Source organism: Martinezella sp. CNPSo 3964 (assembly GCF_057784375.1).
In genome coordinates this window covers 200,235-216,187 of record NZ_JBXSOW010000001.1, presented here as the reverse complement: position 1 = coordinate 216,187, position 15,953 = coordinate 200,235, and the positions used below count along the sequence as shown (strand labels likewise).

General features: G+C 59.7%; 15 protein-coding genes. All 15 read left to right on the top strand.

Translation table 11 applies throughout. From position 1 onward, the window contains the following. The first annotated feature begins 8 nt into the window (after nucleotides 1–8). The 15 genes from AC13Q5_RS01060 (at nucleotide 9) to lpxB (ending at nucleotide 15,938) form a co-directional block, all read left to right on the top strand. Entirely contained in the window at nucleotides 9–626 is a 618-nt protein-coding gene (locus AC13Q5_RS01060; protein WP_488500610.1) for a 5-bromo-4-chloroindolyl phosphate hydrolysis family protein, read from the top strand. Next, nucleotides 626–1,732 (top strand): substrate-binding domain-containing protein, encoded by a 1,107-nt coding sequence (locus AC13Q5_RS01055; RefSeq protein WP_075852506.1) that lies wholly within the window; start codon nucleotides 626–628, stop codon nucleotides 1,730–1,732. Before AC13Q5_RS01060 ends, AC13Q5_RS01055 begins: the two co-directional genes overlap by 1 nt. Nucleotides 1,733–1,920: 188 nt before the next feature. Then, on the top strand, nucleotides 1,921–2,688 hold the full coding sequence (gene rpsB, locus AC13Q5_RS01050) for a 30S ribosomal protein S2 (protein ID WP_047633284.1): 768 nt from the start codon (nucleotides 1,921–1,923) through the stop codon (nucleotides 2,686–2,688). 374 nt (nucleotides 2,689–3,062) lie between these two features. Continuing rightward, on the top strand, nucleotides 3,063–3,989 hold the full coding sequence (gene tsf / locus AC13Q5_RS01045; RefSeq protein WP_457882316.1) for a translation elongation factor Ts: 927 nt from the start codon (nucleotides 3,063–3,065) through the stop codon (nucleotides 3,987–3,989). A gap of 135 nt (nucleotides 3,990–4,124) precedes the next feature. Further along, nucleotides 4,125–4,844: a UMP kinase gene (gene pyrH / locus AC13Q5_RS01040; protein ID WP_075852508.1), complete on the top strand. Its 720-nt coding sequence runs from the start codon at nucleotides 4,125–4,127 to the stop codon at nucleotides 4,842–4,844. Between the two features lie 55 nt (nucleotides 4,845–4,899). Then, a complete protein-coding gene (gene frr / locus AC13Q5_RS01035; protein ID WP_075852509.1) occupies nucleotides 4,900–5,460 on the top strand; it encodes a ribosome recycling factor in 561 nt (186 codons plus the stop codon). A 109-nt stretch (nucleotides 5,461–5,569) separates the two neighbouring features. Further along, complete coding sequence (locus AC13Q5_RS01030; RefSeq protein WP_075852510.1) at nucleotides 5,570–6,316, top strand: isoprenyl transferase; 747 nt, start codon at nucleotides 5,570–5,572, stop codon at nucleotides 6,314–6,316. Further along, on the top strand, nucleotides 6,316–7,149 hold the full coding sequence (locus AC13Q5_RS01025) for a phosphatidate cytidylyltransferase (RefSeq protein WP_075852511.1): 834 nt from the start codon (nucleotides 6,316–6,318) through the stop codon (nucleotides 7,147–7,149). The genes AC13Q5_RS01030 and AC13Q5_RS01025 overlap by 1 nt, the downstream gene beginning before the upstream one ends. 125 nt (nucleotides 7,150–7,274) lie before the next feature. Next, entirely contained in the window at nucleotides 7,275–8,948 is a 1,674-nt protein-coding gene (gene rseP / locus AC13Q5_RS01020; RefSeq protein WP_488500609.1) for an RIP metalloprotease RseP, read from the top strand. A gap of 197 nt (nucleotides 8,949–9,145) precedes the next feature. Then, complete coding sequence (gene bamA, locus AC13Q5_RS01015) at nucleotides 9,146–11,479, top strand: outer membrane protein assembly factor BamA (RefSeq protein WP_075852513.1); 2,334 nt, start codon at nucleotides 9,146–9,148, stop codon at nucleotides 11,477–11,479. A gap of 51 nt (nucleotides 11,480–11,530) precedes the next feature. Next, nucleotides 11,531–12,598: a UDP-3-O-(3-hydroxymyristoyl)glucosamine N-acyltransferase gene (gene lpxD, locus AC13Q5_RS01010; protein ID WP_457882312.1), complete on the top strand. Its 1,068-nt coding sequence runs from the start codon at nucleotides 11,531–11,533 to the stop codon at nucleotides 12,596–12,598. Further along, nucleotides 12,591–13,064 carry a 3-hydroxyacyl-ACP dehydratase FabZ gene (gene fabZ, locus AC13Q5_RS01005; protein ID WP_041677401.1) on the top strand — a complete coding sequence of 158 codons (474 nt, stop codon included), beginning with the start codon at nucleotides 12,591–12,593 and terminating at the stop codon, nucleotides 13,062–13,064. The genes lpxD and fabZ overlap by 8 nt, the downstream gene beginning before the upstream one ends. Continuing rightward, nucleotides 13,061–13,876 (top strand): acyl-ACP--UDP-N-acetylglucosamine O-acyltransferase, encoded by an 816-nt coding sequence (gene lpxA, locus AC13Q5_RS01000; protein WP_457882311.1) that lies wholly within the window; start codon nucleotides 13,061–13,063, stop codon nucleotides 13,874–13,876. The genes fabZ and lpxA overlap by 4 nt, the downstream gene beginning before the upstream one ends. 2 nt (nucleotides 13,877–13,878) lie before the next feature. Continuing rightward, nucleotides 13,879–14,760 carry an LpxI family protein gene (locus AC13Q5_RS00995; protein ID WP_488500608.1) on the top strand — a complete coding sequence of 294 codons (882 nt, stop codon included), beginning with the start codon at nucleotides 13,879–13,881 and terminating at the stop codon, nucleotides 14,758–14,760. Beyond that, the gene (gene lpxB, locus AC13Q5_RS00990; protein ID WP_488500607.1) at nucleotides 14,757–15,938 is read left to right on the top strand and encodes a lipid-A-disaccharide synthase; all 1,182 of its coding nucleotides are present in this window, start codon (nucleotides 14,757–14,759) and stop codon (nucleotides 15,936–15,938) included. Before AC13Q5_RS00995 ends, lpxB begins: the two co-directional genes overlap by 4 nt. Nucleotides 15,939–15,953 lie beyond the last annotated feature (15 nt).

The window sequence follows — 15,953 nt, the reverse complement described above, 5'->3', positions numbered from 1 at the left end:
GGACGATAATGCGCAATTGGTTCGGCAATGACTGGAACTGGATCGTGGCGGGGCTTGCCGCCGCCATCGTCGTGCCTTTGCTCAGCTTCTTTGCCGGCATGCCGATATGGATCGCCGCGATCATCGGTCTTTTCGTTTTCGTCGGCCTGATCTTCGTGCTCGCGCCGAAGCGCATGTTCGAGGGGCTGGATGCCAAGGCGATCGGCCGGGGACGCATGGAATTTGCCCGTGACCTGTTGAGCGCTGCGGCACCTGCCGCCGACAGGCTCGAGGCATCGGCAAAACAGATCGGCAGCAAGGACGTGGCAAAGCGGGTTCGGCATCTGGCGGAAATCGCCGCCGACGTCTTCGCCAAGGTGGAGGCCAATCCGGAAAGTGCCGGCACCGTCCGGCGGTTCCTCAGCTATTATTTGCCGCGCGCGGCGGAGGTAGCGGAGGGATTTGCCGTCATCGAGGCGAAGCGCCAGCCGGATGCCGCACGCCTGCAGGAGGTCGGCCTCGTACTGACCAAGCTGGAAGACGCTTTCGTACATTATTCCGACAGCCTGGTCGAAGACAGGCTCGATACGCTTGATACGGAGCTGCGCCTCATACAGGCCTCGCTCAAAGAGGATATAGGACGCTGATGGCCATTTCCCGCCGCGCTTTTGGAGTAGGGCTTCTTGCCGCCGGTGTCGCAGGGACCGGAGGCTATTTCGCCGTCAAGGACCGGCCCGAGCTGCAGGGCCTGCTCGGCAACAGCACCAAGCTCTTCGGCTTCATCGGCGGCGAGAAGGAAGCATTCCTCGCCGATCAGGATGTGATCTCGGCGCTGCACGGCCATGGGCTCGAAATCAACAGCCGTGTCGCGGGCTCCGTGGAGATGGTGCGGGAGCAGGCGCTTCTGTCGCAAAATCCGGCCTTCCTGTGGCCCTCCTCGTCGATCATGGTCGATATCGCCCGGCAGGGTGGCATCAAGATCCGTAACGACCGCGTCATCCTCAACACGCCCGTCGTCGTCTATTCCTGGCAGCCTGTGGTCGACGGATTGACCAAGGCGGGGCTCGTCACCACGACGCCAGAGGGGCAACACCAGCTCGATCTCAAGGCGCTGCTGGATGCCGTGCTTGCGGGGACGAATTGGTCGAAGCTTGGCGTCAATTCGCTCTATGGTCAGGCGAGGATCGTCTCGACCGACCCGAATCGTTCCAATTCCGGCTTCATGTTTTCCGGCCTGGTGCTGAGTCTCTTGAGCGGCAACGTGGCGAGCGCGGACGCTCTCGCGCAGTTCGGCGACAAGGCCCAGGCGATTTTCCGCAACATGGGTTTCAAGTCGTCGTCGTCGGGCAAGCTGTTCGAGCAGTATCTCGCCGGCGGCATTGGTGGCGAACCGATGATCGTCGGCTACGAGAATCAGCTGGTGGAATGGATCATCGCCGATCCGCAGCGCTGGAAGCGGGTGCAGGCGAGCAACAGCGCCAAGCCCGTCGTGCTCTATCCGCACCCGACCGTCTATTCCGCGCATCCGCTCATCGCCATCGACGAACAGGTCGATCGCATGATTGAGGCTCTCATCAGTCCGCGATTGCAGGAGCTCGCCTGGACCAAGCACGGCTTCCGCGGGCCGCTCGGCACGGCGACCGGCGATGCCGACAGCGCGATTGCCGGTCTGCTGCCCGCAGAAATCGATGCCGTATTGCCCATGCCGGACGCCAATGTCATGCTGGCGCTGCTCAACAAACTCGCCGCTTGAGGGCGGGGCGCGATCGTTTTTTGCTTCAAAAGCCTTGCATTCCAAGCGAATCGAATGTAAGGGCACCCGCATTCCACACGTAAGGCATGGGATTGTCCGGGAGAAATCCGGATTTTTCCGCCCGGTGGCATTCTCGAAGAGGATGCTGTTCGCCTTGCGGAGGTTCAACCGGAAAAGGATACAAAGGCATGGCATTGCCCGATTTTTCTATGCGCCAGCTTCTCGAAGCAGGTGTTCACTTCGGCCACCAGACGCATCGCTGGAACCCGAAGATGAAGCCGTACATTTTCGGCGATCGTAACAACATCCACATCATCGACCTCGCCCAGACGGTTCCGATGCTGAGCCGCGCTCTGCAGGTTGTCAGCGACACCGTTGCCCGTGGCGGCCGCGTTCTGTTCGTCGGCACCAAGCGTCAGGCGTCCGAACTGATCGCCGACAGCGCAAAGCGTTCGGCTCAGTATTACGTCAACGCCCGCTGGCTCGGCGGCATGATGACCAACTGGAAGACGATCTCCAACTCGATCCAGCGTCTGCGCAAGCTCGACGAAATCCTCTCCGGCGAAGCCCAGGGCTTCACGAAGAAGGAGCGTCTGAACCTCGAGCGCGAACGCGAAAAGCTCGACAAGGCCCTCGGCGGTATCAAGGACATGGGCGGCACGCCGGACCTGATGTTCATCATCGACACCAACAAGGAAAAGATCGCGATCGACGAAGCCAAGCGTCTCGGCATCCCGGTCGTCGCCATCATCGACTCGAACTGCGATCCGGACCTGATCGACTATCCGATCCCGGGCAACGACGACGCCTCGCGCGCCATCGCTCTTTACTGCGACCTGATCTCGCGCGCTGCCATCGACGGCATCGCTCGCCAGCAGAGCGCATCGGGCCGTGACCTCGGCGCTTCTGAAGAAGCTCCGGTCGAGCCGACCCTGGCGGACGGCACCGAAGCCTGATCGCGCCACGAGGCGGACAATAAACTGTCCGCCCAAGCGCAATGACATCCGGGATAAGGCCGTTTGCGACTTCAACAAGTTCGAGCGGCCTTATCGCGTTTTTGGTAACGCCTCGCCTACTGCATAGTTCCTTAAATCGAAATCGATTTAAGGGTGAAATTATGCAGCGGATTTAAAGTGCTGCAGCGACCTTTGCGCGTCACTTATGACGCACGGCGCTGTAGGCGGTAAATCCAGGCACGTTCCAAACAGAATTCCATAGTATGACGCTGCTTCATAACGCTGTCATACTTACGGGTACATTTCGTCCCTCAAATCGGTGCCGCTCAAGCTCAAAACGCAGCCGCACCGTATGAACCGACAAGAGGAAGCTTATGACCGAGATTACGGCTGCACTGGTGAAGGAACTGCGCGAAAAGTCTGGCGCAGGCATGATGGACTGCAAGAAGGCGCTGACGGAAACCAACGGCGATATCGAAGCAGCGATCGACTGGCTGCGCGCCAAGGGCATCTCCAAGGCCGACAAGAAGTCTGGCCGCACCGCCGCTGAAGGCCTGGTCGCCATTGCCGGCGCCGGTCACAAGGCTGTCGTCGTCGAGCTCAACTCCGAAACCGACTTCGTTGCCCGTAACGATGCCTTCCAGGACCTCGCTCGCGGCATCGCCGAAGTCGCGCTGTCCACCAACGGCACGGTCGAAGCCATTTCGGCTGCGACTTACCCGGCATCCGGCAAGCCTGTCGCTGAAGCCATCAAGGACGCAATCGCGACCATCGGCGAGAACATGACGCTTCGTCGTGCCGCCAAGCTGGAAGTCGAGCACGGCGTCGTGGCGACCTACATCCACAACGCTGCCGGCGACGGTATCGGCAAGCTCGGCGTTCTCGTCGCCCTGAAGTCGGTCGGCGACAAGGCCGTTCTGACGTCGATCGGCCGCCAGGTTGCCATGCACATCGCTGCGACCAACCCGCTCGCTATCCGCGCCGAAGAAGTCGACGCAGCCGTCGCCGAGCGCGAACGCAACGTCTTCATCGAGCAGTCGCGCGAATCCGGCAAGCCGGAAGCCATCATCGAAAAGATGGTCGAAGGCCGCATGCGCAAGTTCTTCGAGGAAGTCGCTCTTCTCTCGCAGGCTTTCGTCATCAACCCGGACCTGACGGTCGGTGCCGCCCTCAAGGAAGCTGAAAAGACCGCCGGCGCCCCGATCGAAATCACCGGCATGGCCCGTCTGCTCCTCGGCGAAGGCGTCGAGAAGGAAGAAACCGACTTCGCTGCCGAAGTTGCTGCCGTCGCCAAGGGCTGATCGCCGAAAAGAGACATATCCCGGTTTGGTGAAACCATATCAGGGAAAACGTATGGGCATCGCGTGACAACGCGGTGCCCTTCGTGTATCCGGCTTTCACAATCATTCCCCCGGTGATCACTTCAAGGAGCTACGATGTCCCAGCCGATCTACAAGCGCGTGTTGCTCAAGGCCTCCGGTGAAGCTCTGATGGGCAGCCAGGGCTTCGGTATCGACGTCACCGTCGCCGACCGGATTGCCGGCGATATCGCGGAAGCGCGCGCCATGGGTGTCGAAGTTGGTGTCGTCGTCGGAGGTGGCAATATCTTCCGTGGCGTTGCCGTAGCCTCCAAGGGTGGCGACCGCGTGACCGGCGACCATATGGGCATGCTCGGCACAGTCATCAACGCGCTGGCGCTGGCAACCTCGCTGCGCAAGCTCGACATCGATACAGTCGTGCTCTCGGCCATCTCCATGCCGGAAATCTGCGAAAGCTTCTCGCAGCGCGCCACGCTCTATCATCTCTCGCTCGGCCGCGTGGTGATCTTTGCCGGCGGCACGGGCAATCCCTTCTTCACGACCGATTCTGCTGCAGCGCTGCGCGCCGCCGAGATGGGTGCCGAGGCGATCTTCAAGGGTACCCAGGTCGACGGCATCTATTCCGCCGATCCGAAGAAGTTCCCCGATGCCGAGCGCTTCGACCATCTCACCCATAGCCAGGTGCTCGAGAAGGGGCTTGCCGTCATGGATATCGCCGCCGTGGCGCTTGCACGCGAAAATTCCATTCCGATCGTCGTCTTCTCCATTCACGAGAAGGGCGGCTTCGCGGAAATCTTGACCGGCGGCGGCCGCAAGACCATCGTATCAGACAATTGACATTCCTGTGACGCCGGGTCGGCCCGGTGTCGCCTCATTACAGGGGAGCATAGACATGAGTGAAGCCAGCGATCTCAAGGAACTGAAGCGCCGTATGGATGGCGCCATTGCGGCATTCAAGAGCGACATCGCCTCGCTGCGCACCGGACGTGCATCCGCCAACATTCTCGATCCGGTCACGATCGAAGCCTATGGCTCGCGCATGCCGCTGAACCAGGTCGCGAATATCACCGTGCCGGAGCCGCGCATGTTGACTGTGTCGGTTTGGGACAAGTCGATGGTCAGCGCTGTCGAGCGCGCCATCCGCGAATCCAACCTCGGCCTCAATCCCATCGTCGATGGCCAGAACCTGCGCATCCCGCTGCCGGAGCTCAACGAGGAGCGTCGCCGTTCGTTGGTGAAGGTCGCCCATGAATATGCCGAAAAGGCGAAGGTGGCGATTCGCCATGTACGCCGTGATGGCATGGATGGCCTCAAAAAGGCCGAAAAGGATGGCGTAATCGGCCAGGATGAGAGCCGCTCTCTCTCCGAACGTGTGCAGAAGATGACGGATGAGACGATTTCGGAAATCGACCGCTTGCTCGCCGACAAAGAAAAGGAAATCATGCAGGTCTGATCGTACGCTGGGGAATGTCGCACTTTCGATTTTCGCAATATTGAAAGCGGCGGCCGCGCCCTAGATTACGAGGCCAGAACTCCTTTCTGCCGAACGAAACTGGACCCATATGTCAGCTCCTACGTTCTCTGTTGTTCCTGAACACGTTGCCATCATCATGGATGGTAACGGTCGCTGGGCCAATGCGCGCGGCCTGCCGCGCACCATGGGCCATCGCAAGGGCGTGGAGGCGGTCCGGGAGACGGTGCGGGCGGCCGGCGACATCGGCATAAAATATCTGACGCTGTTTGCCTTTTCCTCGGAGAACTGGCGCAGGCCCGAAGCCGAGGTGAGCGACCTCCTTGGCCTCCTCAAGGCCTTCATTCGACGAGACCTTGCCGAACTTCATCGTCAGAATGTGCGCATCCGCGTCATCGGCGATCGCACCGGCCTGCGCGGCGATATCCTGCCCTTGTTGATCGAGGCGGAGGAGACCACGAGGAACAATACGGCTCTGACGCTGGTCATTGCCTTCAATTACGGTTCGCGCGACGAAATCACGCGTGCCTTTGCCGGCCTCGCAAAAGATGTCGAGGCCGGGCGGTTGCGCCCGCAGGATATCACTCCGGAACTGGTCGATGCCCGTCTGGACACCGCCGGCATTCCCGATCCGGATCTCATTATCCGCACGAGCGGCGAAGAGCGGCTCTCGAATTTCCTGCTCTGGCAGGCGGCCTATTCGGAATTCATGTTCGTGCCGGACTATTGGCCCGATTTCAGCCGCGATCTCTTCTTCGCCGCACTGGAGAAATATGCTGCGCGCGACCGGCGCTTTGGTGGGCTTTCCGCCAAGCAGGCGGCGGCCGTGGGGTCCTGATGAGTCGCGAACTCAGGCTGCGCATCATCTCCGGCATTATCCTCGCCGTCATCGTTCTTGCCGCTACCTGGTATGGCGGTTCAGGTTTTCGCCTGTTGGCCGCGGTCATCGGCCTGCTCGTCTATTATGAATGGTCCACGATATCGGATCTGCACGGCCGCGACCCTCAGGGAAACGCGCTCGGCTGGCTTGGGCTCGTATTGATCGCCGGTGCGACGGCATTGAGCGAATCCGTCTATTCCATCGAGGTTCTGGCCGCCTTCGTTGCCGTCACGGCGATCATGGTCGCCGTACGTGGCAAGAGCTGGTGGCTTCCGGGCGGCATATTCTATTCCGGATTGACGGCGATTGCTCTTGCGGAGATCCGCGATGATGATTTTCGCGGCTTTGTGCTGATGCTGTTCGTCTTTGCCACGGTATGGGCGACCGACATTTTTGCCTATTTCGTCGGCCGAGCCATCGGCGGGCCGAAGCTCGCGCCGAGCATATCGCCGGGCAAGACCTGGTCAGGCGCTATCGGCGGTGCTATCGCGGCCGTAATCGCGGGAACGGCGGTGGTCTGGAGCTTTTTTTCCGCCGAAGACCTGTGGATTCCTCTCCTTGCCCTGGTGCTTTCCGTCTGCAGCCAGATCGGCGACCTGTTCGAGTCGTTCGTCAAGCGCAAGTTTGGCGTGAAAGACTCCAGCCGTCTGATTCCCGGCCATGGCGGCGTCATGGATCGGGTCGATGGACTAATTTTTGCTTGTTTTGCAGCGTTTTTGTTGGCTATCGTAATAACGCTGACAATGAGCGGCGAGACCTTTTCATTGGGCGGCGTTCTGCTCGGGGTCTGATACTAGAGCAATTCCAGGAAAAGCGCGCCGCGTTTTTCCGTGTGGAATTGTGAGAAAACAGAAAGATGGAGCGGTTCGGAGCTTCCGTGAAAGTCGAACCGCTCTAACACGAACAGGATCGTTGCATGGGTAGCGCGGCTGGCTTCATCGGTTTCTTGACGAACAACGTCATCACATTTGTCTTTGTGCTGTCGCTGCTCGTTTTTGTGCACGAGATGGGCCATTATCTGGTCGGTCGCTGGTCCGGCATCCGCATCATGGCTTTTTCGATCGGCTTCGGGCCGGAGATTGCCGGGTTTACCGACAGGCACGGCACGCGCTGGAAGCTTTCCCTCATTCCGCTCGGCGGTTACGTGCGATTCTTTGGCGACGAGGACGCCTCCAGCAAGACCGACGTGGATCAGCTCTCGGCCATGACGGAGGAGGAGCGCGCCCAATCCTTCGCTGGAGCCAAGCTCTGGAAGCGGGCTGCAACCGTTGCGGCCGGACCGATCGCCAATTTCCTGCTCGCCATTGTGATCTTCGCCGTTCTCTTTAGCGTTTACGGCCGTACGGTCGCCGATCCCGTTGTTGAGATGGTGACGCGTGACGGCGCTGCCGCGGAGGCCGGCATCGAGCCGGGTGATCGCCTGATCGCCGTCGACGGCAACAAAGTGACGACTTTCGATGAAGTGCAGCGCTATGTCGGCCTGCGCCCAGGCCGCACCATTGTGTTGACGGTCGACCGGGATGGGCAGAATCGTGATTTCCGCATCGTTCCGAAACTGGTCGAAGACACGGATCAGTTCGGCAACAAGATGGAGATGGGCCGCATCGGCATTGCGCTCGTCGACCCGGTTGTGACTACGGTGGAACCGGCCGGGCCGGCGGCAAAGGCCGGCGTGCAGGCAGGCGACCGCCTGATTGCTGTCGATGGCAATAATGCCGCTACTTATTACGATATCGGCCGCTATATCGCCGAGCGCCCCGGCAAGAGCGTTGTGTTGACCATACAGCGTAATGGCGCGATCCGCGATTTGCCGGTCATGACGGCGACATTTGTTGATACGGATGCGTCCGGCAACAAAAAGGATGTCGGCAGCATCGGCATTGCGCCGATCGATCCCCTGATTGCATCGATCGGCTCCGACAGTCCTGCCCAGACTGCGGGCTTGGAACTTGGTGATCGCATTCTTTCTGTGGATGGACGGGAGATCGGCTCCATCGGCGAAGTGCAGCGTTATGCGGCAGCTCACGCCGACAAGCCCATCGCGCTGTCGATCGAGCGTACCGGCCAGACGCGCGACGTGACGGTGACGCCGAGAAAGTCGGAGGAGACCGATGTCTTCGGCGCAAGGACGGAGATTGCCACGATCGGTATCAGCGATGGTCAGAAGCCGATCAGGCTGCGTTACGAGGCCTACGGGCCGCTGCAGGCGCTTACCGAAGGCGTGAAGCAGACCGGCAGCATCGTTTCCGGCACCTTCGAATATATCGGCAACGTCATCGGCGGATACATGAAGGCGGATCAGCTCGGCGGGCCGATTCGGGTTGCGCAGCTATCCGGACAAATGGCAACCTTGGGTTTTGCTGCGGTGCTCCAATTCGCCGCCATACTTTCTGTTTCAATAGGGTTATTAAATTTGATGCCGGTCCCGGTACTTGATGGCGGGCATCTGATGTTCTATGCGATTGAAGCCGTACGGGGAAAACCCCTGGGTGCACGAGCACAGGATATCGCTTTCCGGATTGGATTTGCGATGGTGCTCTCGCTCATGGTGTTTGCGACCTGGAACGATATTAGTTCCAGAATAGGCTAGTGGGGCGACGAGAGGAAAATTACGATTTATTTACGATGTTTCAAAGCCGTAGTGGCGAATGGGCCACGCTTTGAAATGAAGTAAACAGAAATTAACGTGCTCCCTTGCTTGTATGTCAAAAGCGGGTAAAACGACACACGTGGCCGGAATCGGGTTCGCTCGGGGCTGGGGACGATTGAAAAAAGGTAAGAAGTGAAATGAAGGCTGGTTCAAAATTTTTGAACGCAGTGTCGGCGGTAGCGCTGTCTGCAGGTGTTGTTGCGTCGGGCGCTGGTGTGATCACCCTTGCCTCTGTTTCAGTCGCGGAAGCAGCTGTTATTCAGCGGGTTGACGTTCGCGGGGCTGGGCGTGTCGGTGAGACGGCTGTCCGGGACAATATCACTATTAAGCCCGGTAAGAGCTTCTCCCCCAGTGACATCGACGCTTCGGTGAAGCAGCTTTATGCCACCGGATATTTCTCCGATGTCCACATCACTGTTTCGGGCAGCACGCTGGTCGTATCGGTCAGCGAAAACAAGCTCATCAACGCCGTGGTCTTCAACGGCAACCGAAAGATCAAGGATGACAAGCTGCAGGGGATCGTCCAGACCCATGCGGCAGGCCCGTATAACGAGGCGACCATCCAGGCTGACGTCAAGACCATCAAGGATGCCTATGCATCCATCGGTCGTAACGATGTGCAGGTAACGACGCAGACCGCCGAGGTCGCGCCGGGCCGCCTGAACGTGGCTTTCGTCATCAATGAAGGCGATCGCACCAAGATCGACAAGATCAATTTCTCGGGTAACCAGGCCTATGGCAGTGGTCGCCTTGCTTCGGTCATCAGCACGAAGAAGAGCAACTTCCTGTCGTTCCTGACGCGCAAGGACGTCTATAGCCCCGAGCGCCTGCAGGGCGACCAGGATCAGCTGCGTCAGTTCTACTATAACCATGGTTATGCCGACTTCCGCGTCGTCAGCGCCGATGCGACGCTGAACGAGCAGAACAACGAATACACGCTGAACTTCAATGTCGATGAAGGTCCGCGTTATACCTACGGCGATGTCAACGTCATCTCGACCGTCGAAGGCGTCAACGCCGACGAACTGAAGGGCCTTGTCATCACCCACAAGGGCGATGTCTACAGCGCCAAGGATATCCAGACTTCGATCGAGAACATTTCCAAGCGCGTTGCGGCTGCCGGCTATCCATTCGCCCGCATCACGCCGCGCGGCAACCGCGATCTGTCCGGTCACACCATCGGTATCGAATATCTGGTCGACCAGGGCGAGCGCGCCTATGTCGAGCGTATTGAAATCCGCGGCAACACCCGCACGCGCGATTACGTCATCCGCCGCGAGTTCGACCTGAACGAAGGCGATGCCTTCAACCAGGAAATGATCACGCGCGCCAAGCGTCGCCTCGATGCGCTCGGCTACTTCACCAAGGTCGATATCTCGACGGCTCAGGGCAGTGCTCCGGATCGCGTCATCGTCATCGTCAACGTCGAAGACCAGCCGACGGGCTCCTTCGGTATCGGCGCTGGTTACGCTGTCGGCAACAACGGCGGCCTGCTTCTCGAAGCTTCGGTTGAAGAAAAGAACTTCCTGGGCCGCGGTCAGTACATCCGTCTCGCCGCAGGCGCCGGTACGGAAGGCAATCGTACCTACAACATCTCGTTCACCGAGCCTTATTTCCTCGGTTATCGTCTCGCTGCCGGTTTCGATATCTTCAAGAACCAGACGTCGAGCGACGATTACTACGACTATTCGGAAGAAGGTTTCTCGCTGCGCGTCACCGCGCCGATCACCGAGAACCTGGCGACGACCCTGCGCTACAACTACAAGCGCCTGACCTACGATGGCACGAACGATTGGCAGAACAATCTTTCGGCTCCGTATCTCAACCTCGTAGAGAACGGCCCGTGGGTTCAGTCGACGGTTTCGCAGACCTTCACCTACAACACGCTGGACGATCAGAACCTTCCGCGTGAGGGTATCATCGCCAAGTTCACGCATGAATTTGCAGGTCTCGGCGGCGACTCCGACTTCTATAAGCTGAGCGGCAAGGCTCGTTACTACCAGATGATCAGCGACGAAGCCGATATCATCGGCTCGCTGACAGTGGGTGCCGGCTATGTGATGCCGACGAATGGCAAGCTGAACGTCTTCGATCAGTTCACGCTCGGCGGCCGTGAAATCCGCGGCTTCGAGAATGCAGGTATCGGTCCGCGTTCGTCGCATGGCGATCCGCTTGGTGGTACGACCTACTTCACCGCTTCGGCTGAAGCGAGCATGCCGATGCCGGGCGTTCCCCAGGATATCGGCCTGCGTATTGCAGCCTTCGCTGATGCAGGCACGCTCTACGGCAACAAGGCGAATCTCTTCGGCGATACGCTTCACAACGACAATTCGATCCGTGCATCGCTCGGTGCAGGTCTGATCTGGTCGTCGCCGTTCGGCGTCATCCGCGTCGACTATGCCGTACCGGTCCTGAAGGAAGATTACGACAAGGTCGAGAATTTCCGGTTTGGCATCGCCAACCAGTTCTGATATCGGCAGTCCAGAACTGCGGGCTTGAACACCCTTCTGGAGCTGGTGCTTATGGAACATACTGGTTTTTTCCCGCCCCATGGTGGCGTCAGCTTGAAACAACTGGCTGAACATCTTGGGGCGGAACTGGCTGATACGGCCTCTTCGGAGGTTGTCATCAGGTCTATCGCCCCCGTGTATCGGGCAGGCGAAGGTGATATTTGCTATATCCTTTCCCGGAAGAATCGCGCTGAGCTGGAGACCTGCAAGGCTTCGGCCATTATCTGCCTGCCGGCGCTGAAATCTTTCGTTCCCGATCATATTCCGGTGCTGTTGTCGAAAAAGCCGCATACGGATTTCGCCATCGTCGGTGGGTTGCTGCATCCGGAGGCCACGCGACCGGTGGCATTCACCTCGAATCTCGGAGCAATCTCGTCGGCCGCCACTATCGATCCCACCGCAAAGCTCGAAGCCAATATCGGCATCGAACCTGGTGCGGTCATCGGCGCAGGTGCCGAGATCGGTGAGGGGACCTATATCGGCGCCAATGCCCTTATCGGGCCGGGTGTCAAGATCGGCCGCAATTGCAATATTGGTGGTGGCGCGAGCGTGCTCTGCGCCTATCTCGGCAATGGCGTGATCGTCCATAATGGTGCGCGCATCGGCCAGGACGGTTTCGGCTATGCGCCGGGGCCGCGCGGCATGGTCAAGATCGTGCAGATCGGCCGCGTCATCATCCAGGACAATGTCGAGATCGGCGCCAATACGACGATCGATCGCGGCACCATGGATGATACCGTGATCGGCGAGGGCACGAAGATCGACAATCAGGTTCAGATCGGACATAACGTCCGCATCGGTCGGCATTGTGCTATCGTCAGCCAGGTTGGTATCGCCGGCAGCACGGTGATCGGAGATGGTGTCCAGATCGGCGGCCAGGCAGGCCTCAACGGCCACATCCACATCGGCGACGGCGTGCAGATCGGTGCCAAGAGCGGCGTGATGAACAGTATTCCGGCGGGAGAGCGCTATGCGGGCCTTCCAGCGCGGCCTCTATGGGATTTTCTAAGGGAATCGGCGGAGATCGCGAAGCGGTCAGGAGCCAGGGAAAAGAAAGACGGGAGTGCGGAGCATGACTGAGGAAGCCAAGGCGTCGTTGTCGTCGGCCGACGTTCTGGAAATTATGAAGCTGTTGCCGCATCGCTATCCCTTCCTGATGGTCGACAAGATCATCGAGATCGATAGCGACAATTCCGCGATCGGCATCAAGAATGTGACGGCCAATGAGCCGCAATTCACCGGACATTTTCCGGAATCGCCGATCATGCCGGGTGTGCTGCTCATCGAAGGGATGGCCCAGACCGCCGGCGCGATCTGCGCCCGCAAGGATGGCATCGGCGGCAATCTCGTCTACTTCATGACGATCGATAACGCTCGTTTCCGCAGGCCGGTCGTTCCTGGCGACCGCGTCGAATTCCATGTCGTCAAGCAGAAACAGCGCGGCACAATCTGGAAGTTCCATTGCGATGCCAAGGTCGACGGTTCCCTGGTCGCCGAGGCCGATATCGGTGCAATGATCGTACGGAAGGATCAGGAACAGGCATGAGCAGCATCGCAAAGAGCGCCCGCATCCATAAGCTGGCGGTTGTCGAAGACGGCGCGGTCGTCGGCGAGAATGTTGTTGTCGGCCCGTTCTGCTATGTCGGTCCCAAAGTTGTGCTGCATGACGATATTCAGTTGCTCAACAATGCTGTCGTGACGGGTCGTACGACGATCGGCAAGGGAACGAAGATCTTTCCGATGGCCGTCGTTGGCGGTGATCCGCAGAGCGTTCATCATCACGGCGAGGAAACGACGCTTGATGTCGGCGAGAATTGCACAATCCGCGAGGGCGTGACGATCAACACCGGCACGGCCGATTACGGCGGCAAGACGATTATCGGCAACAACAACCTGTTCCTTGCCAATTCGCATGTCGCTCACGACTGCCGTGTGGGCAACAACGTGATCATGTCGAACAACGTCATGCTGGCTGGACATGTCACCATCGAGGACCGCGCCATTCTTGGCGGTGGTTGTGCGGTGCATCAGTTTACCCGCATTGGTCGACAGGCTTTTATCGGTGGTCTCACGGCCGCGAGTTACGATGTCATTCCCTATGGCATGCTGAACGGCAATCCGGGCGTGCTCTCCGGGCTGAATATCGTCGGCATGACGCGTGCGGGCATCGACCGCGCTGTCATTCATCGGGTTCGCCGCGCTTACAAGAGCATCTTCGAGACCGAAGGTTCGGTTCGCGATAATGCAGCCGCCATACGTGATGAATATGCCGACTGCAAGGAAGCGATGGAGATCCTCGATTTCATCGCTGCCGATAGCGATCGCGCATTGTCGTCGCCCAACCGCGGCAAGGCCTGAGGGTGGTTTCGGCCGGCCAGAACGACAAGGGCAGGCTGGCGATCATCGCAGGCAGTGGCCTTTTGCCTGTCTATGTCGCAGATGCTGCCCGGCAGGCCGGTGAAAATCCCGTGATCATCGCTTTGACCGACGAGGCGGACCGCGATTGGTCCGCCTTCGATCACGCCAATCTTGGCGTCGGAAATTTTGCTGGCCTCGAGGCGATGTTCCGTCGTCACGGCGTCGATCGCGTCGTCATGTCGGGCGGTGTGGCGCGGCGCCCCTCTTGGCGGCAGGTGCATCCGACCTGGCGCGTCATCAGGGACTTGCCCTCGACGATCCGCACACTTCTTTCGGGCGGCGACAATGCCGTCCTGCAGATGGTCATTCGCCTGATCGAGGCTGGCGGCGTTCGCGTCGTGGGCGCGCATGAAATCGCGCCCGATCTTTTGGCAACGACAGGCCCACTGGGGAAAATCGCGCCGGCGGAAGAGGATTTGCGCGACATTGCGCAGGGTGCCAAGGCTGCGGATGCGCTGGGACTTCTCGATGTGGGGCAGGGCGCAGTCAGTGTCGGCGGTCGCGTCGTCGCGCTCGAAGGCGCCGAAGGCACGGACAAGATGATTGAGCGGGTTGCCGAACTGCGCGCGGCCGGGCGTATTTCCACCCGCCGGCGCGGCGTGCTCGTCAAGCTCTGCAAGCCGCAGCAGGATGTCCGGGCCGATTTGCCGTCGATCGGCGTTTCCACGGTTCTAAACGCCAAGAAGGCAGGACTGGCCGGTGTCGCCGTCGAAGCCGGCAGGGCGCTGATCCTCGACCGGCAAGCGGTGATCGCCGCCGCTGACGAAGCCGGCATTTTTGTCTGTGGTATTGATCGCGGTCTGAGCGCGGAGGGCTTTATGTGAGCAGCGCGCCGTTGAAGCTAGCAGTCGTTGCCGGAGAGGTTTCCGGCGATCTGCTGGGCGGCGATCTGGTCGCGGCCCTGAAGCGCCGCCACGATGGCCCGATCGAACTGGTGGGCGTTGGTGGCGAGGCGCTGGAAGCGCAGGGCCTGCGCTCGCTCTTCGATTATTCCGAACTCTCGATCATGGGATTCATTCAGGTCATCAAGCGGCTGCCGAAATTGCTGGCCCGCATCCGGCAGACGGCCGATGCGATCATTGCCGCAAAGCCCGACGTGCTTCTGATCATCGACAGCCCCGATTTCACCCATCGCGTTGCCAAGCGTGTGCGCAAGGCTCTACCCAACCTGCCGATCGTTAATTACGTCTGCCCCAGCGTCTGGGCGTGGAAGGAATATCGCGCGCAGCAGATGCTCGCCTATGTCGATCATGTGCTGGCCGTCTTGCCCTTCGAGCCTGCCGCCATGGAGCGCCTGGGCGGTCCGGCAACCACCTATGTCGGTCACCGTCTGACGGTCGACGCCAATCTTGTCGAGACCCGCCGCCAGCGTGCCTTGCGAGGACTGGCAGGCCCTGATGCGCAGAAGACGATCCTGCTTCTGCCCGGATCGCGTGCGTCGGAAATCAAGCAACTCCTTCCGGTTTTTGAGCGGGCTACCGAAGAGCTTAGTCGGCGAAATGATAATGTTCGTCTTCTACTGCCGACGGTGCCTCGGCAGGAGGCATTGGTTCGTTCTTTGACGGCTAATTGGCAGGTCAAGCCGGATATCTTCGTCGGCCAGGATGCCAAATGGAGCGCATTCGCGCAGGCGGATGCTGCCATGGCGGCCTCCGGCACGGTTATTCTGGAGCTGGGGCTTGCCGGCGTTCCCGTGGTCTCGACCTACAAGACCGAGTGGCTGGCGAAGTTCGTGCTGTCGCGCATCAAGATATGGACGGCAGCTCTGCCAAACCTGATTGCCGATTACGCGGTTCTGCCTGAGCTCATCAATGACGTTCTGCGGCCGGGCATGTTGGCCCGCTATATGGAGCGACTGTCGAGCGAGACGCCGGAGCGTGCGGCGATGCTGGCGGGCTACAATCTCGTCTGGGAGCGAATGCAGACCGAGGAGCCGCCCGGCGACAAGGCGGCGCAGATTGTTCTGGACGTTCTATCCCATAAAAAAACCGGTCATCTCTGACCGGTTTTTTTGTTT

Coding starts and splice junctions, on each gene's coding strand:
- AC13Q5_RS01060 (WP_488500610.1), top strand. CDS start 9: ATGCGCAATTGGTTCGGCAATGACTGGAACTGGATCGTGGCGGGGCTT.
- AC13Q5_RS01055 (WP_075852506.1), top strand. CDS start 626: ATGGCCATTTCCCGCCGCGCTTTTGGAGTAGGGCTTCTTGCCGCCGGT.
- rpsB (WP_047633284.1), top strand. CDS start 1,921: ATGGCATTGCCCGATTTTTCTATGCGCCAGCTTCTCGAAGCAGGTGTT.
- tsf (WP_457882316.1), top strand. CDS start 3,063: ATGACCGAGATTACGGCTGCACTGGTGAAGGAACTGCGCGAAAAGTCT.
- pyrH (WP_075852508.1), top strand. CDS start 4,125: ATGTCCCAGCCGATCTACAAGCGCGTGTTGCTCAAGGCCTCCGGTGAA.
- frr (WP_075852509.1), top strand. CDS start 4,900: ATGAGTGAAGCCAGCGATCTCAAGGAACTGAAGCGCCGTATGGATGGC.
- AC13Q5_RS01030 (WP_075852510.1), top strand. CDS start 5,570: ATGTCAGCTCCTACGTTCTCTGTTGTTCCTGAACACGTTGCCATCATC.
- AC13Q5_RS01025 (WP_075852511.1), top strand. CDS start 6,316: ATGAGTCGCGAACTCAGGCTGCGCATCATCTCCGGCATTATCCTCGCC.
- rseP (WP_488500609.1), top strand. CDS start 7,275: ATGGGTAGCGCGGCTGGCTTCATCGGTTTCTTGACGAACAACGTCATC.
- bamA (WP_075852513.1), top strand. CDS start 9,146: ATGAAGGCTGGTTCAAAATTTTTGAACGCAGTGTCGGCGGTAGCGCTG.
- lpxD (WP_457882312.1), top strand. CDS start 11,531: ATGGAACATACTGGTTTTTTCCCGCCCCATGGTGGCGTCAGCTTGAAA.
- fabZ (WP_041677401.1), top strand. CDS start 12,591: ATGACTGAGGAAGCCAAGGCGTCGTTGTCGTCGGCCGACGTTCTGGAA.
- lpxA (WP_457882311.1), top strand. CDS start 13,061: ATGAGCAGCATCGCAAAGAGCGCCCGCATCCATAAGCTGGCGGTTGTC.